Here is a 19,525-nt window from a genome sequence, read left to right on the forward strand (position 1 = left end):
CAGGTTCAATGGCTGGTGTGATGGGACACGCGGGGATGGCGGCCACCGCCGTCCGATACCTCAGGTCGGTCGGCGCCCCCACGGGCGCCGAACCCTACGACGCGCTCCCGCGCCCCGACCTGCGGGCCGTCGGCGCGGACGAGCGGCTACCGGTCGATCCGGCCGAATTCCGTTCCGTACTCGGCCACTTCGCCAGCGGAGTAACCGTCGTCACCGCCCCCGGCGGCGCCGACGAGGACGACGAGACGGCCCCCGCCGGCTTCGCCTGCCAGTCCTTCGCCTCCCTCTCCCTCGACCCGCCCCTGGTCACCTTCATGGTCGCCCGTACGTCGACAACCTGGCCACGCATAGCCCGCGCCGGCGTCTTCTGCGTCAACATCCTCGGCGCGGACCAGGGCGAGCTGTGCCGGGGCTTCGCGGTGAGCGGGGCGAACAAGTTCGCGGGCGTCGGTTACCGGGCGGCGCCCGTCACCCGGTCGCCGCTGCTCGACTCCGTACCGGCCTGGATCGACTGCCGCGTCCAGGCCGTGCACACGGGCGGTGACCACCTGATCGTCGTCGGCCGGGTGGAGGCGCTCGGCGGGTCCGACGACGGGGAGCCCCTGCTGTTCCACCGGGGCAGGTTCGGCCGGTTCATCGCGTAGGTTCACCGACCGGCGCGGGCTTCCGGCGGATCACCAGAGACATCAGCGCCGCCGCCGCGCACAGCGCTCCGGCCGCGTACCAGACCACGTCGTACGAACCGAACACATCCCGCGCCACACCGCCCGCGAAGGCGACCACCGCCGCGCCCACCTGGTGCGATGCGAGCACCCAGCCGAAGACGATCGCGGAGTCGTCGCCGTACTGCTCACGGCACAGGGCGAGGGTCGGCGGAACCGTGGCCACCCAGTCCAGGCCGTAGAAGACGATGAAGAAGATCATCGGCGGGTGGACGGCCGGGGCCATCAGCATCGGCAGGAAGGGCAGCGAGACGCCGCGCAGCGCGTAGTACACGGCCAGCAGGCGGCGCGCCTCGAAGCGGTCGGTCAGCCAGCCGGAGGCGATCGTGCCGACGACGTCGAAGATACCTATGACGGCGAGCAGTGACGCGGCCGCGGTGATCGGCATGCCGTGATCGTGGGCCGAGGGTACGAAGTGGGTACGGATGAGGCCGTTCGTCGACGCGCCGCAGATGGCGAAGGTGCCGGCCAGCAGCCAGAAGGGCCCGGTCCTGGCCGCCGCGAAGAGGACCGCGACCGTCCGCTTCGCCGCGCCCGTCCGGGGCTCCGGCTTCGGGACGAACTTCCCGCCGTACGGGGCCAGTCCCACGTCCGCCGGATGGTCGCGCAGCAGCAGCCACACGAACGGGACGACGACCAGTGCGGCGAGCGCGACCGTGACGGAGGCGGGCCGCCAGCCGTGGTTCTCGACGATCCAGGCGCAGAGCGGGAGGAAAACCAGCTGACCGGACGCGCCCGCGGCCGTCAGGACACCGGTCACCAGGCCCCGGCGGGCGACGAACCAGCGGTTGGTGACCGTCGCGGAGAAGGCCATCGCCATCGAGCCGGTGCCGAGGCCGACGAGCAGGCCCCAGTAGAGCATCAGCTGCCAGCTCGCCGTCATCCAGACGCTCAGCAGGGCGCCGGCGGCGACACAAAGGCCACCGCCGCCACGAACCACGCCCGGTGCGGTGACATCCTGCGGCTCCACGGCGGGCGGGGGCCGGGGGCCTCGGGGTCGGCGTGCGCGGCGGCTTCGGTTGTCTGGGTCACGCCACTCAGCTTCGGGCCGGTCGAGATCACGGACGAGTGGCCGGGGGGCCATGGTTCGCAAGGATCGGGGCACGAGGTGGACGCGAGGGGACGAGGGGGGACTAGGGGGGCGACGGTCGGTCACGAGGTCCTCCACGCGCTTCACCCCACCCGCCCCACCGCACGCACCTCACCCCACGCCCCTCACCCCACCCGCCTCAGCTCTCGTATCGGCCGGGCTCCCAACAGCACCCCGACCGCCCCCAGCATCACCACCACACCCGCCAGCAGCACCCTCTCCGCGCCCACCGTCTCCGCCACCGGGCCCGCCAGCGCCCGCCCCGCCGCCATCATCAGCAGCGATCCGGACACGTCGTACGCGTGCAGCCGGTTCAGCGCGTCGGGCGGGACGTGCGTCTGGACCGTCGTGGACCACATCACCAGCCAGAACGCGAAAGCCGCACCGCCGACGAACTGGCCGACGGCCAGGGCGAGTACGGACATGTTCAGCCCCAGCACCAGCAGGTTCACCACGACTCCCAGCAGCGCCACCGCCCCCGCCGCCAGCGGACGCACCGGCCGCAGGCGCAGCGCCAGCAGGCCGCCCGCGACGCTGCCCGCACCGTTGACCGCCATCAGAGCGCCGTACGTACCCGAGCCGTGCGCCTCGGTCACCAGGACCGCCGTCAGCGGCAGCATCGGACCGGCCACGGTCAGCCCGTACACCGTCCAGATCGCGATCACACCCCACAGCCAGCTGCGTGAAGTGAACTCGTGCCACCCGTCGACCAGTTCGGCCAGCAGCGAGCCGCGCTCGACCGGGTCTCCGGCGGGCGGCAGCCGCAGCAGGAACAGGCAGAGTCCGCTCACCCCGAAGGTCGCGGCGTTCGCGGCGAAGACCGCCCCCGCACCGCCCGAAAGACCGACCACGATCCCCGCGAAGGCCGGCCCGGCCATGGTCATGAGCGCCTCGCAGACGCGCAGGACCGCGTTCGCCCGCTGTACGTCCTGAGCGATGCGCGGCACGGTCGAAGCGACTCCGGGCTGGAAGAGCGCCGCGCCCACGCCGCTGACCGCGCTCAGCCCGTACACCACCCACACCGACGGGGCACCGGCCGCGAAGGACAGTGCGAGCACCGAGGCGCCGGCCAGCCGCAGCCCGTCCGCGAGGATCATCATCCGGCGGGGCGTGAAGCGGTCCGCGAGTACGCCGCCGAAGAGGACCAGCACCGCGAAGGGGCCGATCCACGCGGCGAGGGCGTAGCCGACGGACGAACCGGGCCGGCCCGCGCCGAGCAGGCCCGCCGCGAGCGCGACGGGGACCATGCCGTCGCCGAAGACGGCGACCGTGCGGGCCACGAAGAAGAGCCGGAAGTTACGGTTCCAGAGGCCTGGGGAGGCCGCCGCTTGCGACGTTCGTGCCGTCTCGGGAATGTCCTGGGCTGCTGCGCGCTTGTCCGTCACAGCCGAGACATGTACCAGCTGGAGGTCTATACCAGCCAGCGAATAAGACGGCGAGGAGAGCCAGTGGAGAAGGAGCACAAGGAGTACTGCGCCGCGCCGCACCGCGTCGTCGTCCTCGCGCTCGACGGACTGCTCCCCTTCGAACTCGGCATCGCGCACCGCATCTTCGGCCTTGCGACGGATGCCGCGGGCAGCCCGCTCTACGAGATCGTGACGTGTTCCGTCCGGCCGCCGGGCCCGGTCCGTACCGACGCGGACTTCGCCATCGCCGTCGAGCACGGCCCCGAGGCGCTGGCCACCGCCGAGACGGTCGTGATCCCCGCCTCGTACGAGCTGGGACGCGTCTACGACGAGGGCGTGCTGACCGAGGAGCTCAAGGCCGCCTTCGCCTTCGTACGCCCCGGCACCCGCATGGTCTCCATCTGCACCGGCGGCTACGTCCTGGCCGCGGCGGGCTACCTCGACGGCCGGCCCGCCACCACCCACTGGTCGGCGGCCGAGCACTTCCAGCGGCTGTTCCCGTCGGTCAAGGTCGACGCGGACGTCCTGTTCATCGACGACGGCGACGTCCTGACCTCCGCCGGGGTCGCCGCCGGGCTCGACCTCTGCCTGCACATCGTGCGGCGCGACCACGGCAGCGGGGTCGCCAACGCTGTTGCCCGCCGCAGCGTCGTACCGCCGCACCGGGACGGCGGCCAGGCCCAGTACGTCCACCGCCCGGTCCCGGAGCCCCAGCTCGCGACGACGACCACCGCGCGGGCATGGGCACTCGGCCGGCTCCACGAGCCGATCCAGCTGCGCGACATGGCCGAGCAGGAGTCGATGTCGGTACGGACGTTCACGCGCCGGTTCCGCGAGGAGGCCGGGATCAGCCCCGGACAGTGGCTGACCCAGCAGCGCGTGGAGCGTGCCGGCCGCGGGCGGCACACGGCGCCGGCCGTGACGTGAGGCCCGTAGCCCGTATCACCCAACCGATCAGAAGGTGAGCACTCCGCGCGCCACCCGCCCGTGGTGCGCGTCGTCCGCCGCCTTCGCGAAGTCCTCGACCGGGTACGTCTTCGTCACCAGCTCGTCGAGCAGCAGCCGGCCCTCCCGGTACAGCTCGGCGTACAGCGCGATGTCCCGCTGCGGGCGCGAAGAACCGTACCGGCAGCCGAGGATCGACTTGTCCAGGTACATCGACGAGACGAGGAACGACGCCTCGGCCGTGGCATCCGGTACGCCGAGCAGCACCGCCTGTCCGTGCCGGTCGAGCAGGTCGATCGCCTGCCGGACGAGCGTGGTCTTGCCGACGCACTCGAAGGCGTGGTCGGCGCCGGTCGGCAGGACCTCCCGTACCGCGTCCCCGTCGGCCGACGGAAGGAAGTGCGTCGCACCGAACTGCCGCGCGACCGCCTCCTTGGCCGGATTGGAATCGACGGCGACGATCGTCGACGCCCCGGCGATACGGGCGCCCTGGATGACGTTCAGCCCGATTCCGCCTGTCCCGATGACGAGGACGGTGTCGCCGTGGCCGACCTTCGCCCGGTTCAGCGCGGCACCTACGCCCGTGACGACACCGCAGCCGATGAGCGCCGCCGAGGTCAGCGGGAGATCGTGCGGAACCCGGACGGCCTGGACGGCTTTCACGAGGGTGCGCTCGGCGAAGGAGGAGTTCGACGCGAACTGGTACAGCGGTTCGCCGCGGCGCGAGAAGGGCTGCCCGGGTTTCCCGATCGCCTGGCGGCACATCGTCGGCCGGCCGCGGCCGCACTCCGCGCACGCCCCGCAGTTGGCGATGGTCGACAGTGCCACGTGATCACCGGGCGCGACATGCGTCACCCCGACGCCGACGGCCTCGACCACACCCGCGCCTTCGTGCCCGAGGACGACGGGGGCCGGGAAGGAGATGGTCCCGTCGATGACCGACAGATCGCTGTGGCACAGCCCGGCCGCGCCGACGGCCACCATGACCTCGCCGGGACCCGGGTCCCGTATCTCAAGGTCATCGACGACCTGGACCGCCTTCCCGTCGAAGACCACACCCCGCATGCCGCCGCCTCTCATCCGGACTCCCTGGGTAGGCCGAGCACGCGCTCGGCGATGATGTTCCGCTGGATCTCGTCGGAGCCGCCGTAGATGGTGTCGGCCCGGCTGAAGAGGAACAGCCGCTGGAGCGGATCGAGTTCGTACGGCCGCTCCTGGTCCCAGTCGTACGGTCCGACCGTCGCGGCCGCGCCCCGCACCTGCACGGCCAGCTCGCCGAGCCGCCGGTGCCAGCCGCCCCAGAGGAGCTTGGCGACGCTGGGGGCGCCGGGGCCGGTTTCCGAAGTGCCGAGGGTCCGAAGGGCGTTGGCGCGCATGGTGTGCAGCTCGGCCCACAGCCGGACGAGGCGGGCGCGTACGACGGGATCCCCGGCGCCTCCCGCGCCCGCGCCACTCCCCCCTTCCCCTCCGCCTCCGCCTCCCGCCTCGACGGCGACGCGCACGATCTCCCTCAGTTCCTCCGCGAACCCGATCTGCTGCACGAGAGTGGACACGCCGCGCTCCAGGGCGAGCAGGCCCATGGCGACGCGCCAGCCGTTGCCTTCGCCGCCGACGACGTCCTCGGCGACGGCCCCGTCGAAGAACACCTCGTTGAACTCGCTGGTCCCGGTGAGCTGCCGGATGGGCCGTACGTCGATACGCCCCGGCTGGTCCATCGGCACCAGCAGGAACGACAGCCCGTGGTGGCGCCGCGCGCCGGCCTGCGGCTGCCCGGTCCTGGCCAGGACGAAGCACCAGTCGGCGTCCCGGGCGAGGGAGGTCCAGATCTTCTGCCCGGTGACGCGGTACGCGCGCCCGTCCCGTACGGCGACGGTGCGCACCGCGGCCAGGTCGGAACCGGCGCCGGGCTCGCTGTACCCCTGGCACCAGAACTCCTCGCCGCGCGCGATCGCGGGCAGGTACCGCTGCTTCTGCGCCTCGCTCCCGTAGGCGATGAGGGTGGGCGCGAGCAGGTTCTCCCCGATGTGCCCGGCTCTGGCGGGGGCGCGGGCTCGGGCGTACTCCTCGGCCCAGACGACCTGCTGGGTCAGACCGGCCCGCCGGCCGCCGTACGCCCCGCCGTCCTCCCACCCGATCCCGATCCACCCGCCGCTGCCGAGTTCCCGCTCCCATGCCCTTCCCTGGGTACCCCCTTGATGCGCGCCGAGCCAGGCCCGCGCGTCGCTCCTGAACGCGTCGTCGTCGGGGCCGAAGGCGAAGTCCACGGGGTCTCCTGTTCGTTGCGCATACGTGCGGACAGGTGTCGGGGGTCGGACGTGGCCGGGGCCGGACGCCCTACGAGCGTGTCCTCAAACGCCGGACGGGCTGGATATGCCCAGACAGCGGTCCTCAACCATTCGGCCGCGCCTTCCGCGCCGCCGCCTCGGCCATCGCCTCCAGCTGCGCCAGCATCGGCATCGGGTCCGTCCCGACCGTCCCCGGCAGGAAGTCCGCGATGCGCTCCGGCGTCCACCGCCCGCCCTCCGCGTACCCCGCCCGCAGCTCCCTCGGCTGCGCCCAGACCGCGATCTTGGGGCCGGCGACCGTATAGACCTGCCCGGTGATCCGCTCTTCCCGCGCCCGGTCGGAGAGCAAGTAGACGACCAGCGCCGCCACATCCTCCGGCTCGCCGATCTCCTTCAGCTCCATGGGTACGTTCGCGGACATCCGCGTACGCGCCACCGGAGCCACCGCGTTCGCCGTCACCCCGTACTTGTGCAGCCCGAGCGCCGCGCTGCGCACCAGCGAGATGATCCCGCCCTTCGCCGCGCTGTAGTTGGCCTGGGCGACGCTTCCCTGGTGGTTGCCGCTCGTGAAACCGATCAGCGTCCCGCCGCCCTGCTTGCGCATCACCGCCGACGCCGCCCGGAAGACCGTGAAGGTGCCCTTCAAGTGCGTCGCGACGACCGGGTCCCACTCCTCCTCGGCCATGTTGAAGAGCATCCGCTCGCGCAGGATCCCGGCGACGCACACCACCCCGTCGACCCGCCCGTACCGCGCCAGTGCGACATCGACGATCCGCTGCCCGCCCGCCATCGTCGAGATGTCGTCGGCGACCGCGACCGCCTCGCCGCCCGCCGCGACGATCTCCTTCACCACCGCCTCGGCGACCTCGCTCGTCGGCTCCGAGCCCTCCACCGAGACGCCGTAGTCGTTGACGACGACCTTCGCGCCCTCGGCCGCGCAGGCCAGCGCCACCGCCCGCCCGATACCGCGCCCGGCACCGGTCACGGCGACGACCTTGCCTGCCAAGAAGTTCCCCACGCCCGGCCCCTTCCCGCAGTTTCTGACGGACCGTTAGATTTTACGCGCACCCGGTCGCCCGAGCACAAGCCCCATGCCGCAAGGAGGCCCCCATGTCACTGCCGGCCCAGTTCCACGACATCGCCAAGCGCGTGAACAACTGGGGCCGTTGGGGCGCCGAGGACGAGATCGGCACCCTCAACCTCATCACCGACGAGGTCGTACGCACCGCCGCCGCGACCACCGTCCGCACCGGCCTCCGCATACCCCTCGCACTCCCGCTCAAGGAGGACGGCGTACAGACCGGGCTGATCCCCGGCCGGGTCAACCCGCTCCACTCCATGGTCCAGATCAACCAGGAGCTCTTCGGCCCCGGCACCGTCGCCACCAGCGACGACGCCGTCACCATGGGGCTCCAGGCGGCCACCCACTGGGACGCCCTCACCCACGCGTCGCACTCGGGGAAGATCTACAACGGCCGCCCGGCCGCCACCATCACCGCGCACACCCGCGCCCGGTTCAGCGGCATGGACAAGGCGCGGCACATCGTCTCGCGCGGGGTGCTCCTCGACGTGGCCCGCGCGCGCGGAGTGGACCGGCTGGCCGGTGATCACGCGGTGACATCCGAGGACCTCGACGCCGCGGAGGAACTGGCGCGCACGAGGGTCCGGGCCGGTGACATCGTTCTCGTACGGACCGGACAGATCCGGGCCTACCTGGCGGGCGACAAGCACGCGTACGGCTACCCGTCCCCCGGACTGTCCATCCGTACGCCCGAGTGGTTCCACGCCCGCGACGTCGCCGCGGTCGCGAACGACACGCTCACCTTCGAGATCTTCCCGCCCGAGATCGAGGACCTGTGGCTGCCCGTACACGCCCTCGACCTCGTCGAGATGGGCATGCTCCAGGGTCAGAACTGGAATCTGGAGGAGCTGTCCACAGCCTGTGCGCAGGAGGGGCGGTACGCCTTCCTGCTCTCCGCGATGCCGGAGCCGTTCGTCGGCGGCACGGGCGCCCCGGTCGCGCCCGTCGCGATCCTCTGACGCCGACTTCCGTTTGTGAGCAGCCGGGTGGCGACGCACTCCCGCACGCCCCGAGCGCGGCACAAGGGCCACCACCCGGATCCGGCGTACAGGCCCTGCCCCTCTTGCCTCGAAGAGCTGACGCCGAACCACGACCCGCACTCGCCAAGGACGGGCCGCTGCGGCGCGGCTCGGTTCCTCGGCGTCCCCTCGCAGCGAATCGCCTCAGTCAAGGGTCATCAGGGCACCATGAACCGTCAACACCTGATCGCCAATTTGCTACTTATGCACTATTGGTGACAGCGCACGACGGCTCAAACGCATTCGCCTCGTACGCCCCTGACGCCACCACGGGCGCCCCCCGGTCCACCTCGCACCAGATCCGTTTGCCCGCACCCTCGGACTGCCAGCCCCAGCGGTCGGCGAGCCCGTCGACCAGCTCGAGCCCGCGCCCGTTGGTGTCGTCGCCCTCCGCGTGCCGCGGTTTCGGCGGGCAGGCACTCGCGTCGGCCACCTCGACCCGCACCGTGCCGTCGTCGGCCGCCCCGAAGAGCATGCGCAGTACGGCCGGACAGCCCGTATGCACCACCGCGTTCGTGACCAGTTCCGAGATGAGCAGGATCAGAGTCTCGGCCAGCGGCTCGTCGACCCTTATCCCTGAGCCGGCGAGCCGCGAACGTGCCCACCGCCGGGCACGCCCCACCTCGGCCGGGTCGGCCCCTACCTCCAACTGCACCTGAAGCACCTGCACCGCTCACACCATCCGAACCGGCGGACACATCGCCTCGCGTCTCCACAGGGTCACGGAACGTGATCCCCTTATGGAACAGCATGGTTGACGTACAGTCACCGCAACAAGCGCTTCGGGCATATTCCAGCGCGAAGGAGTACGCGTGGTGCATACTGTGCGACGCACGCTGCGGGGAGTCGAACAGGGGCGCGCAGGGCGCCCCCGCACGGCACGAGCGGCGCACATCTCGCGGCCCGGAGTCACCACCGAGGCAACGCCGGGACCGCTGCGCATCACAACCACTCGCATCCCACGGAGGGTACCGGAGCGCACCCCCGACTCCGGCCTGTGACGAGTCACATGAAGGACACAACCCGATATCGACGCACGGTAATCGCTCACCAGTCGCAGGATTCGGGTGACCGGTGCATTACCCAGGGCCACAGGTGGCACGGACCGTAGGCCTCGTGTGCGCGAAGAGTCACCATGCCTCCCCGCTCGGCGCCCCGCCCGGCAGCCGCTCACAGCAGCGCCCCCGCCAGTACGTCCGCCGCTTCCCCCGCTGTCGGCCACCGCTCGGCGCGCACCCATGCGCGCTTGAGATGCAGGTGTACGTCGGCCTCCCAGGTGAAGCCCATGCCGCCGTGCACCTGAAGGCAGTCCCGTGCGTTGCGGACCGCCGCGTCGTCGGCGAGGAGCTTGGCCCCGGCGATCTCCACCGGGTCCCCGGTCACCGCGGCCCCGTACACGGCGCTGCGGGCCACCTCGGTACGTACCAGCATCTGCGCGCAGAGCTGCTTGACCGCCTGGAACGCCCCGATCGGCCGGCCGAACTGCTCGCGCACGCCCGCGTATTGGACGGCCGCCTCGGTGGTACGGGCGGCGCTGCCGAGCTGCTCAGCGGCGGTCAGGAGGGCGGCGACGGAGGCCTCGGACCGGTAGGCGGCCTCGGGCGCCGGGACCGCCCTCGCCCCGTCCGCCCCGGCCGGTACACGGTGCAGCGGCGTCAGCGGGTCCACGGAACGTACGGGCACCGCTCCCGCCGCGTTCCCGGGAACCCCGGGAACCCCGGGACCCCCGGGACCCCCGGGACCCCCGAGAACACAGTCCGCCGCGTCCAGCCACTCCACCAGCTCGCCGTCCACCCTCGTCACCACGCTCTCGCCGGTGGCCGCTCCCGGGAACGTGCCGGCAGCGATGTGCGTGGCCACCAGGGGGCCCGGGAGCAGCGCTCGCCCCGCCTCTTCGAAGGCGAGGACCGCCTCGGGCAGGCCGAGTCCCACTCCGCCGTCCTTCTCGGGCAGCCGCAGCGCGAAGAATCCGGCGTCACCGAGCTCCCGCCAGAGGGCACGGTCCAGGGCCGGGCCCGGTCCAGGACCCGGCTTGTCGACCGCCGCCCGCAGCCGCTCCCGCCCGAAGCGGCCTTCGAGGAGCTCCCGTACGCCTGCCTGCAGCGCACGCTGGTCGCCGGTGAGACGGAAGTCCATCAGCGCCCCTTGGGAAGGCCGAGGATGCGCTCGGCGACGATGTTCCGCTGGATCTGGGACGTGCCCGCCGCGATCGTGTACGAGAGCGACGACAGCCGGTCCGGGGTCCAGTCGTGGGACAGGTCGAGGGAGCCGGGGCCGAGCACCCGCGCGGCAGCGTCGTACAGCTCCTGACGCGCGTGCGAGTAGCGCAGCTTGAAGACCGAACCGCCGTTCCCGGGAACGCCCTGTGCGCGCCCCGTGCGCTGTGCTTCGCTGACGTTCCACTGGGTGAGGCGCCACAGCGCGGTGAATTCGGCGTTGAGGCGCCCCAGGGTGCGGCGCAGTTCCTGGTCGTCCCAGAGGCCGTTCGCGCGAGCGGCGGCGGCGAGTGCGCGGAGCGTTCTGCGGCACGCGACGACCTCGCCGACGAAGGCCGTGCCGCGCTCGAAGGACAGGGTGACCATGGTGACGCGCCAGCCGTCGTTCTCGTCCCCCACGCGGTTGGCGACCGGCACGCGTACCTCGTCGAGGAACACCTCCGCGAATTCGGCCGTTCCCGTGAGCGTTCGCAACGGCCGGACGGTCACTCCCGGAGCGTTCATCGGCATGGCGAGCCAGGTGATGCCCCGGTGCTTGGGAACGGCCGCGCTCACCGGTTCGGTGCGCACCAGCAGTTCGCACCAGTCGGCGACCTGCGCGTGCGAGGTCCAGATCTTCGATCCGGTGACGAGGTACGTGTCCCCGTCCCGCACCGCCCTGGTACGCAGCGCCGCCAGGTCCGATCCTGCGTCCGGTTCGCTGAAACCCTGGCACCACACCTCGTCGCCGCTCAGGATCGGCGGCAGCCAGCGGGCGCGCTGGCGTGATGTCCCCTCGGCGGCGATGGTCGGCCCCGCGTGCAGCAGGCCCACGAAGTTCGCGCCGACATAGGGCGCCCCGGCCAGCTCCGTCTCCTCCAGGAAGATCAGATGCTGTGTGGGAGTGGCGCCCCGCCCGCCCGCGTCGGCGGGCCAGTGCAGCCCCGCGTACCCCGCGTCGTACAGCCTGCGCTGCCACGCCGTGTCGTACGCGCGCCTGGCCGGCCAGTCCAACGGGTCCGGCCGGGGCGGCAGGCCGGGCAGGGTGGCCGCCAGCCACTCCCGCAGGCGGGCCCTGAAGTCCTGTTCCTCCTCGGTGTACGTGAGGTCCATCAGCGGACGCGGGCGGCGGGGACGCGGTCGCGGTCCAGGTCGAGACCGAGCATGCGGATGGCGTTGCCGCGCATCAGCTTGTAGACGGTCTCGTCGTCGAGGCCCTTCACGTGATCGAGCGCGACTTCCTTCGTGTGCGGGAACGTCGAGTCGACGTGCGGATAGTCGGTCTCGAAGGTGGCGTTGTCGCGGCCGACGACGTCCAGGGAGGCGACGCCGTGCTTGTCGCGGAAGAAGCAGCAGAACATCTGCCGGTAGTAGTACGTCGAAGGGGGCTCGGGGATGAGGTCCCTGACGCCGCCCCACGCGCGGTGCTCCTCCCACACGTCGTCGGCGCGCTCAAGGGCGTACGGGATCCAGCCCATCTGGCCCTCGCTGTAGGCCAGTTTGAGGCGCGGGAACTTCACCAGGACGCCGCTGAAGAGGAAGTCCATCATCGAGGCCATGGCGTTGTTGAAGCTGAGGGCGGCCTGCACGGCGGGCGGTGCGTCCGGGGACGCCGCGGGCATCTGCGAGGACGACCCGATGTGCATGTTGACGACCGTGCCGGTCTCCTCACAGATGGCGAAGAAGGGGTCCCAGTGGCCGGAGTGGATGGACGGCAGCCCGAGGTAGGTGGGGATCTCGCTGAAGGTGACCGCCCGTACGCCGCGTGCCGCGTTCCGTTTGATCTCCGCGACGGCGAGGCCGATGTCCCACAGCGGGATGATGCACAGCGGGATCAGCCGGCCGCCGCTGTCGCCGCACCACTCCTCCACCATCCAGTCGTTGTACGCGCGCACGCAGGCGAGGGCGACTTCCTTGTCGTGCGCCTCCGCGAACGTCTGCCCGCAGAAGCGCGGGAAGGTGGGGAAGCACAGGGAGGCCTCGACGTGGTTGAGGTCCATGTCGGCGAGCCTGGCCCTGGGGTCCCAGCAGCCGCGCCGCATCTCCGCGCGGGTGATGCCTTCCAGGGTCATGTCGTCGCGGTCGAAGCCGACGGCGGCGATGTTGCGCTTGTACGGGAACTTCAGGTCCTCGTAGATCCACCAGTCGGTGGGCGGCCCTTCCGGGTCCATCGTGATCTGGTACTTGCCCGCCACATAGGCGAGTTCGCCGATCCCGGCGGTCAGCGGTTGGGGACCGCGGTCGCGGTACTTCGCCGGGAGCCAGGTCTCGAAGAGGTGCGCCGGCTCGATCACATGGTCGTCGACGCTGACGATCCGGGGCAGTTCCATGGGCGTGTCCTCCGGCGTTCGCGATCCCCGTTTCTGATGACCCGTCAGGTTTCAGGCTATCCCCGCACCCCTGGACCGACAAGGCGCGGAGCCCTACGCTCTCCGCACGATCTGACCATCCGTCAGCTATGAGGGGGCTGCCTGCCGTGACCGACACCGCGACCGACACCGCGCACGCGCTGGGCACCTCCCGTACGCTCTGGGAACTCGTCGGCCGCCGCGCCGCGCTCACTCCCGAGCGGCCCGTGCTGCTCCAGGACGACCGCGTACTGACCTTCGGCGAACTCAGAGACCGCGCCGAGCGTGTCGCGGCCGGCCTGTACGGACAGGGGGTGCGCCCCGGAAGCGTCGTCGCCTGGCAGTTGCCGACCAGGATCGAGACGGTGCTCCTTTCGGTGGCGCTGGCCCGGCTCGGCGCCGTACAGACGCCGGTCATTCCGTTCTACCGGGAGCGCGAAGTCCGATTCGCGCTGCGGGAGTCCGAGGCGGACTTCTTCGCGGTGCCGGGACAGTGGCGCGGTTTCGACCACACGGAGATGGCGCACCGGCTCGGCGCGCGGGGCGTTTTCGAGGCGTACGGGAACGTTCCGGACGGGGACCCGGGAACGCTCCCCCCACCGCCTTCCGACGGCACCGCGGTGCGCTGGATCTACTGGACCTCCGGAACGACCTCGGACCCCAAGGGCGTCCTGCACACCGACCGTTCACTGATCGCCGGCGGTTCGTGTCTCGCGCACGCCCTGCGGCTTTCCGCGCACGACATCGGCTCGATCGCGTTCCCGTACGCGCACATCGGCGGCCCGGACTATCTGGTGATGCTTCTCCTGTACGGCTTCCCCGCCGTCCTCTTCGAGCACTTCGCGATGCCCGCGGCCCTGGACGGCTACCGCAGGCACGGCGTCACGGTCGCGGGCGGGTCCACCGCCTTCTACTCGATGTTCCTGACCGAACAGCGCAAGGACCCCTCCCGCAGAATCGTTCCGACGCTGCGGCTGCTCGCGGGCGGCGGGGCGCCCAAACCGCCGGAGATCTACCACGCCGTCGTACGCGAGATGGGCTGCCGGCTGACCCACGGCTACGGCATGACCGAGGTCCCGATGATCACGATGGGCTCCCCGGACGACACGGCGGAGAACCTGGCGACGACGGAAGGCCGGCCTCCCGGAGGGATGGAGATACGCATCACCGCCGAGGACGGCACGCCGCTGCCCGCGGGCGCGGACGGGGAGGTGCGGCTGCGCGGCGAGGCGGTGTGCCGGGGCTACCTGGACCCGGCCCAGAACGCGGGGGCCTTCGACAAGGACGGCTTCCTGCTCACCGGTGACGTCGGGCACCTCACCGCGAGCGGCCATCTGGTGCTCACCGGGCGGCTGAAGGACATCATCATCCGCAAGGGCGAGAACATCTCGGCCAAGGAGATCGAGGACCTCCTGCACCGGCACCCGGGCGTGGGCGACGCGGCCGTGGTGGGGCTGCCCGACCCGGCGCGCGGCGAGCGGGTGTGCGCCGTCGTCGAACAGCCCCCGGGCGCCGCACCGCTGACCCTGGAGGAGGTCACGTCGTATCTGCGGGCGCAGGGGCTGTCCGTACACAAGCTGCCCGAGCAGCTGGAGGTCGTGGACGCGCTGCCGCGCAACGAGACGCTGCGAAAGGTCCTCAAGTACCAACTGCGCGAACGCTATTCGCGGGCGTAGGCCCGCGAATCAGGCTTGCGGCTCGTCCGGGCCGGGCGTCGTGTAGTACGCGGCGAAGGCGGTCAGGATCTCGTCCTCGCTGATCAGACCGTCACCGTCCGCGTCGAGCGCGGTCGCCACGGCCCGCGCCTTCTCCTCCGGCACGCCCAGCACGCGCAGTACGCGCCCGGCGGCCTGCGGAGTAACTCCCGTCCCGTGGTCCCCGGCCGCGACGGCGATCGCCGCGCGCAGGAACGGGCGGGCGATCTCGGCGAACCGCTGTGGGTTGTCCCGCAGTCTCTTCACCGCGCCCGTGACGAACTCCTCGCGGCTGACCCGCTGGTCCCCGTCCACGTCGGCGATCCCCGCCATGCCCTGCCAGAATGCCTCGGCCCCCACGTAGAGCGCCTGTCCCTTGTCACAACGAGCGGTCGTCCCGAACTCGGCCAGCAGGGCAGCCGCGGCGGCACTGAAGTCCTCGCGGTCGATATATCCGTTGCCGTCCTGGTCGAAGCTGGCGAACCGGGCCGCTGTCTTGCGCTCGTACTCTGCGCTGTCCATAGGGGGGAGGGTACGACGTGGGCGGGCGGACCGGGGAATTCTCCACCGGGAACGGCCTCTCAGGCGGAGAGTGCCGGTGCTTCGTCGTCGGCGGCCGTGGCCACGTCGGGGTAGACCTCGAAGAGGCGGCGTACCCCGAGCGCGGCGAGCACGCGGTTGACGTGCGAACCGTCGACCGCGCCGCGAGCGGGCAGGATCAGCCGCAGGTCACCACCGCAGGAATGCATCAGGCGGCGGGCGGCGATCATGACGCCGACCCCGCTGGAGTCGCAGAAGAGAACCTCGGACAGGTCGAGCACCACACGGTGACGGCCGTTCGCGACGGCGTCGTGGACGTGTTGGCGGACCGCGGGTGAGGTCACCAGGTCCAGCTCTCCGGAAACGTGCAGTACGGCCCAGGCGTTGTGCTCGGCCTCGATCACCTTCAGCGTCACGCGTCTGGACCTTTCGTTCTGCCGATGCGGAAGTGGTCCTTCCATCTCTGCGGCTGCCCCGCCGCGGTCCCATGAAACACACCGTGAAACACGCCGTCCATAAGGGGCCGGATCATTATCATCCCGGACCGGGGCGCGGACGCACTTGCCGTAAAGGGAGCTGCGTTGTCAGCGGTTCGCACTACATTCGAAGGAAGTGACGAGGGGCACAGGCTGGGCAGGCGCACAGGGTTGGGGGCCGCATGGCGAAGGACACACCGCCCCGCTGGGACCGCAGGATGCAGCAGCGGCTCGCAGGGGGCGAGGCGGCGGCGCTCGGCGAGCTGTACGACAGGTTCGCTTCGCTGGTGCACAGCCTGGCCCACCGGGTGCTCGACGACGACGCGGCGGCCGACCAGATCACGCGCGAGGTGTTCGGTTACGTCTGGGAGAACCCGGACGCGTACGACCCCAGGCAGGGCTCGATGAGGTCCTGGGTGGCCAGGCTCACACACCGGCAGGCCGTGCACAGGCTGCGGCAGACCGAGGCGGCGGCGCTGCCGGACGGCGGTGACGGCACTTCGGAGGAGCTGGAGCAGAAGGTCCGCAGGGCGTCGGCCGCCGCCCGCGCGGACTACATCGTGACGTCGATGCCGGCCCCGCTGCGGGCCGCGCTGGAGCTCGCGTACTTCCAGCGCAGGGACTACCGGCAGACGGCGGCCGACCTGGGCGTCACGGAGGACGAGGCGCGCAGGCGGCTGCGGCTCGGGCTGCAGCTGCTGTCCACGGCGAACCCGCACCATCAGGACGGTCTCTCTTCCCCGCCCGGATACGGGCAGCACCGGTGAGCGCGGGCCACGGGCCGAACGGGCCGCACGGGCCCGAGGGAAACGGCCCGGGCGGAAGCGGCGGGCCGCAGCGGCCGGAGGGCCGGGCTCCGCGCATACCGTCACCGAGAGCGGCCGCGGACAACCGCGAGGTCCTGGAGCCGGCGCCCCCGCCTCCTCCTCCGCCGCCACCGCCTGTGCCGCCACCGCCTCCGCGGCCGTCTTCCGCCCCGGCCCTTTCCCACGGCGTACTCAAGTCGCTGCTGGGGGCCTGGGCCCTTTCCGCGTGCTCGGCCGACGAGACCAAGGCCGTAGAGGACCACCTCACCGAGTGCGCCCCCTGCGCGGACGAGGCCCTGCGGCTGCGTGACGCGGTCGGCCTGCTCCACGCCGAGCGCAGCCTGGACCTCGACCCCCTGCTCCGCAACCGCGTCCTCGACGGCTGCCTGGACCGCAGACCCGCCCGTATCCCCGTCCCCGGCTGGGCCACGCCGTACGACGCCGAGACGGCGCGCCTGGACGCCCTGCTGCGGGACATCGGCTGCTCGGACTGGCACGCTCCGGTGCGCCTCAAGTGGTTCGCGGGCGAGGAGGCGACGACCTGCAAGACAACGGTGGCCGGGGTCATCGGCCACCTGATGACCGTCGACGGCCTGGTCGCCAAGGCGCTCGGTCTCGACGATCCGCTGGGCGCGGCGGGACCCGTATCGCCGGCGGAGCGCACCGAGTCGTACTGGCGCGGCTCCCCCTTCCCGCCGACCCGCACCGTCCGCGAACCCTGGCGCGAGCAGAGCCACGACCTGATCCGCACGGTGTCCTTCGCGGACCGCGGCGTGGCCGACGTCTCCGTCTCGTACGGCGACTTCGCGCTGCCCCTGCACGACGCGCTGCTGGACCGGGCGTTCGAGTGCTGGGTGCACGCGGGGGACATCGCGGACGCCGTGGACTATCCGTACGAGCCGCCGGCCGCCGCTCACCTCAACAGCATGATCGACCTGGCCGCACGGCTGATCCCGGCAACTCTCGCGGCCCGCCGCAGAGCAGGTCTCGCGGCCCCGTCACAGAGTCTGGTGACCGCGGGCTCGCCCGGCCGCTCGCTCCACCTGGAGATCGAGGGCGCGGGCGGCGGCGACTGGTACATCGCGCTGGACTCCCCGGCGGCGGTCGGCTCCCCCGCCCACCAGGTGGCCCACGTCGCTCTGGACGGCGTCGAGTTCTGCCAGCTGGCGTCGGGCCACGTACCGCCACAGGAAGCGGCGGCGGGCCAGAACGGCGACCGGGAGGCCATCCGCGACGTACTCTTCGCGGCGGCCTCACTGAGCCGCCTGTAGCGGACCGGTCCGCGACCGGTCCTAGGGCCTGTCGTCAAACTCCCGCCTGCCCCGCGACGCCTGGCACGCACTCTCGCCGCACCGGGCGAAAGCCCAAGTACGTCCAGTACGAGGGCTTCCGCCCGGCACGCCGAGAGCACGCACCAGACGCCGCAGGGCCCGCCCTTCGGGCGGACGGCGGGAGTTTGACGACAGGCCCTAGGCGAAGACCACCGTGCGGCGTCCGTTGAGCAGTACGCGGTGTTCGCTGTGCCACTTCACGGCCCGCGCCAGCGCCTGGCACTCCACGTCGCGCCCGATCGCCACGAGCTGCTCCGGTGTGACGTCGTGGCCCACCCGCTCGACCTCCTGCTCGATGATCGGGCCCTCGTCGAGGTCGGCCGTCACGTAGTGCGCCGTCGCCCCGATGAGCTTCACACCGCGCGCGTGCGCCTGGTGGTACGGCTTCGCACCCTTGAAGCTCGGCAGGAAGGAGTGATGGATGTTGATGATCCGGCCGCTGAGCTGCTTGCACAGGTCGTCCGAGAGGACCTGCATGTAGCGGGCGAGGACGACCAGCTCGACGTTCTCGGAGCGTACGAGCTCAAGGAGCTGCGCCTCCGCCTCCGCCTTGTTGTCCCGCGTCACCGGAATGTGGTGGAAGGGAATGTCGTACGAGCCGGCCAGCTCGGCGAAGTCCGTGTGGTTCGAGACGACCGCCGCGATCTCCACCGGCAGGGCACCGATCCGCGACCGGAAGAGCAGGTCGTTCAGGCAGTGGCCGAACTTGCTGACCATGAGGATGATCCGCATCCGCTCCTCGGGGCGGTGGATCTGCCAGTCCATCCGGAACGAGTCCCCGATCGCGGCGAAGCTGGCCCGCAGCTTCTCCACGGTCACCGGAGCCTCCGCCGAGAAGTGCACCCGCATGAAGAACAGACCCGTGTCGTGGTCGCCGAACTGCTGGCTGTCCTCGATGTTGCATCCGGTCATGAACAGGTAGCTCGACACGGCGTGCACGATGCCCTGCTTGTCCGGGCACGAGAGAGTGAGGACGTACTGGTCCGAGGAGGGCCGGTCTGACGAAGGGGCGGGCTGCGGGTCGCTCATGCTCCCGAGGATTCCATATCCGGCCGGGGTCAGGCCGACCCGGTCAGGATGCGGATGACCTCCAGGGTGCGCGGGGCGGTGTCCGGGTCCTCCCCGTCGTTCGCCGCCAGCCGTACGTGCGCCTCGCGGGCCGCCCGTACCGCTTCCGGCCAGGCGTGGTGCTCCAGGTACGCGGACACGGGGGCGTCCGCGCCCACCTGATGCATGATCTTCAGTACGCGCAGGACGGCGACGTCGACGAGCGACGCCTCCTGGGCGTCCCGGAAGATCGTGCCGACGTATTTCTCGGCCGACCAGTTGTCCAGCCAGGTGTCCTCCACCAGCCGGTACACGGCGTCTGTCACGTCTCCGTACCCCTCGATGCCGGCCAGCCAGCACTCCTGCTGGAAGACGGGATCGGAGAGCATGTGCAGCGCCGACCGCACGTTCGTGCGCCAGCGCCACCACGGCATGTCATTGAGCGGCATGCCGCCCATGGTGGGGGAGCGACGGCCGCGACGGGAAGAGTTCACCGAACCTTGCACGGTTGCAGATCGTACGTTCCCTGACAGCACGGGC

19 protein-coding genes and 1 pseudogene are annotated in these 19,525 nt (G+C 71.3%); 6 read left to right on the forward strand and 14 right to left on the reverse strand.

Annotated elements, in window-relative coordinates; genetic code table 11:
* Positions 1 to 35: 35 nt before the first annotated feature.
* Entirely contained in the window at positions 36 to 644 is a 609-nt protein-coding gene (locus tag J7E91_RS07740) for a flavin reductase family protein (RefSeq protein WP_214900443.1), read from the forward strand.
* Here the strand turns inward: J7E91_RS07740 and J7E91_RS07745 are convergent.
* The 3 genes and pseudogenes from J7E91_RS07745 to J7E91_RS07750 all read right to left on the reverse strand — a co-directional run.
* Positions 634 to 1,635, reverse strand: a pseudogene (locus tag J7E91_RS07745) (MFS transporter); the annotation flags it as partial. The gene J7E91_RS07740 and the pseudogene J7E91_RS07745 overlap by 11 nt on opposite strands.
* The gene (locus tag J7E91_RS35775; RefSeq protein WP_251015369.1) at positions 1,614 to 1,754 is read right to left on the reverse strand and encodes a hypothetical protein; all 141 of its coding nucleotides are present in this window, start codon (positions 1,752 to 1,754) and stop codon (positions 1,614 to 1,616) included. The pseudogene J7E91_RS07745 and the gene J7E91_RS35775, both read right to left, overlap by 22 nt.
* Positions 1,755 to 1,937: 183 nt before the next feature.
* On the reverse strand, positions 1,938 to 3,167 hold the full coding sequence (locus J7E91_RS07750) for an MFS transporter (RefSeq protein WP_308376211.1): 1,230 nt from the start codon (positions 3,165 to 3,167) through the stop codon (positions 1,938 to 1,940).
* A gap of 93 nt (positions 3,168 to 3,260) precedes the next feature.
* Here J7E91_RS07750 and J7E91_RS07755 point away from each other — a divergent pair, with 93 nt between their 5' ends.
* The gene (locus J7E91_RS07755) at positions 3,261 to 4,145 is read left to right on the forward strand and encodes a DJ-1/PfpI family protein (protein WP_308376169.1); all 885 of its coding nucleotides are present in this window, start codon (positions 3,261 to 3,263) and stop codon (positions 4,143 to 4,145) included.
* A 27-nt stretch (positions 4,146 to 4,172) separates the two neighbouring features.
* Here the strand turns inward: J7E91_RS07755 and J7E91_RS07760 are convergent, their stop codons facing one another.
* The 3 genes from J7E91_RS07760 to J7E91_RS07770 form a co-directional block, all read right to left on the reverse strand.
* The gene (locus J7E91_RS07760) at positions 4,173 to 5,228 is read right to left on the reverse strand and encodes a Zn-dependent alcohol dehydrogenase (RefSeq protein WP_214900194.1); all 1,056 of its coding nucleotides are present in this window, start codon (positions 5,226 to 5,228) and stop codon (positions 4,173 to 4,175) included.
* Positions 5,229 to 5,239: 11 nt separating this feature from the next.
* Positions 5,240 to 6,427: an acyl-CoA dehydrogenase family protein gene (locus tag J7E91_RS07765; protein WP_214900195.1), complete on the reverse strand. Its 1,188-nt coding sequence runs from the start codon at positions 6,425 to 6,427 to the stop codon at positions 5,240 to 5,242.
* 124 nt (positions 6,428 to 6,551) lie between these two features.
* Complete coding sequence (locus tag J7E91_RS07770) at positions 6,552 to 7,466, reverse strand: SDR family oxidoreductase (protein WP_214900196.1); 915 nt, start codon at positions 7,464 to 7,466, stop codon at positions 6,552 to 6,554.
* 92 nt (positions 7,467 to 7,558) lie between these two features.
* On the opposite strand from J7E91_RS07770, the gene J7E91_RS07775 reads away from it, so the two are divergent.
* On the forward strand, positions 7,559 to 8,488 hold the full coding sequence (locus J7E91_RS07775) for a cyclase family protein (protein WP_214900197.1): 930 nt from the start codon (positions 7,559 to 7,561) through the stop codon (positions 8,486 to 8,488).
* A 262-nt stretch (positions 8,489 to 8,750) separates the two neighbouring features.
* Here the strand turns inward: J7E91_RS07775 and J7E91_RS07780 are convergent, their stop codons facing one another.
* From J7E91_RS07780 to J7E91_RS07795, 4 genes are all read right to left on the reverse strand, one after another.
* Positions 8,751 to 9,218 carry an ATP-binding protein gene (locus J7E91_RS07780; RefSeq protein ID WP_214900198.1) on the reverse strand — a complete coding sequence of 156 codons (468 nt, stop codon included), beginning with the start codon at positions 9,216 to 9,218 and terminating at the stop codon, positions 8,751 to 8,753.
* A 500-nt stretch (positions 9,219 to 9,718) separates the two neighbouring features.
* Positions 9,719 to 10,684, reverse strand: a complete 966-nt coding sequence (locus J7E91_RS07785) for an acyl-CoA dehydrogenase family protein (protein ID WP_214900199.1) — start codon at positions 10,682 to 10,684, stop codon at positions 9,719 to 9,721.
* Positions 10,684 to 11,856 (reverse strand): acyl-CoA dehydrogenase family protein, encoded by a 1,173-nt coding sequence (locus J7E91_RS07790; RefSeq protein WP_214900205.1) that lies wholly within the window; start codon positions 11,854 to 11,856, stop codon positions 10,684 to 10,686. The genes J7E91_RS07785 and J7E91_RS07790 overlap by 1 nt, the downstream gene beginning before the upstream one ends.
* A complete protein-coding gene (locus J7E91_RS07795; RefSeq protein WP_214900206.1) occupies positions 11,856 to 13,073 on the reverse strand; it encodes an amidohydrolase family protein in 1,218 nt (405 codons plus the stop codon). Before J7E91_RS07795 ends, J7E91_RS07790 begins: the two co-directional genes overlap by 1 nt.
* 146 nt (positions 13,074 to 13,219) lie before the next feature.
* Here J7E91_RS07795 and J7E91_RS07800 point away from each other — a divergent pair, with 146 nt between their 5' ends.
* On the forward strand, positions 13,220 to 14,767 hold the full coding sequence (locus J7E91_RS07800; protein ID WP_308376171.1) for an AMP-binding protein: 1,548 nt from the start codon (positions 13,220 to 13,222) through the stop codon (positions 14,765 to 14,767).
* Positions 14,768 to 14,776: 9 nt separating this feature from the next.
* On the opposite strand, the gene J7E91_RS07805 is transcribed toward J7E91_RS07800, so the two are convergent.
* Together J7E91_RS07805 and J7E91_RS07810 are read right to left on the reverse strand one after the other, a co-directional pair.
* The gene (locus J7E91_RS07805) at positions 14,777 to 15,307 is read right to left on the reverse strand and encodes an EF-hand domain-containing protein (protein ID WP_214900208.1); all 531 of its coding nucleotides are present in this window, start codon (positions 15,305 to 15,307) and stop codon (positions 14,777 to 14,779) included.
* A gap of 59 nt (positions 15,308 to 15,366) precedes the next feature.
* Positions 15,367 to 15,741 carry an STAS domain-containing protein gene (locus tag J7E91_RS07810; RefSeq protein ID WP_214900209.1) on the reverse strand — a complete coding sequence of 125 codons (375 nt, stop codon included), beginning with the start codon at positions 15,739 to 15,741 and terminating at the stop codon, positions 15,367 to 15,369.
* A gap of 242 nt (positions 15,742 to 15,983) precedes the next feature.
* Here J7E91_RS07810 and J7E91_RS07815 point away from each other — a divergent pair, with 242 nt between their 5' ends.
* On the forward strand, positions 15,984 to 16,568 hold the full coding sequence (locus J7E91_RS07815; protein WP_028811034.1) for a sigma-70 family RNA polymerase sigma factor: 585 nt from the start codon (positions 15,984 to 15,986) through the stop codon (positions 16,566 to 16,568).
* A gap of 95 nt (positions 16,569 to 16,663) precedes the next feature.
* Entirely contained in the window at positions 16,664 to 17,878 is a 1,215-nt protein-coding gene (locus J7E91_RS07820) for a zf-HC2 domain-containing protein (protein WP_374224651.1), read from the forward strand.
* 198 nt (positions 17,879 to 18,076) lie between these two features.
* On the opposite strand, the gene purU is transcribed toward J7E91_RS07820, so the two are convergent.
* Together purU and J7E91_RS07830 are read right to left on the reverse strand one after the other, a co-directional pair.
* Complete coding sequence (gene purU / locus J7E91_RS07825) at positions 18,077 to 18,967, reverse strand: formyltetrahydrofolate deformylase (protein WP_214900212.1); 891 nt, start codon at positions 18,965 to 18,967, stop codon at positions 18,077 to 18,079.
* Positions 18,968 to 18,996: 29 nt separating this feature from the next.
* On the reverse strand, positions 18,997 to 19,443 hold the full coding sequence (locus J7E91_RS07830; protein ID WP_028811036.1) for a hypothetical protein: 447 nt from the start codon (positions 19,441 to 19,443) through the stop codon (positions 18,997 to 18,999).
* Positions 19,444 to 19,525 lie beyond the last annotated feature (82 nt).

The sequence above is a fragment of the Streptomyces sp. ISL-99 genome, assembly GCF_018614005.1.
Classification (GTDB): domain Bacteria; phylum Actinomycetota; class Actinomycetes; order Streptomycetales; family Streptomycetaceae; genus Streptomyces; species Streptomyces flavidovirens.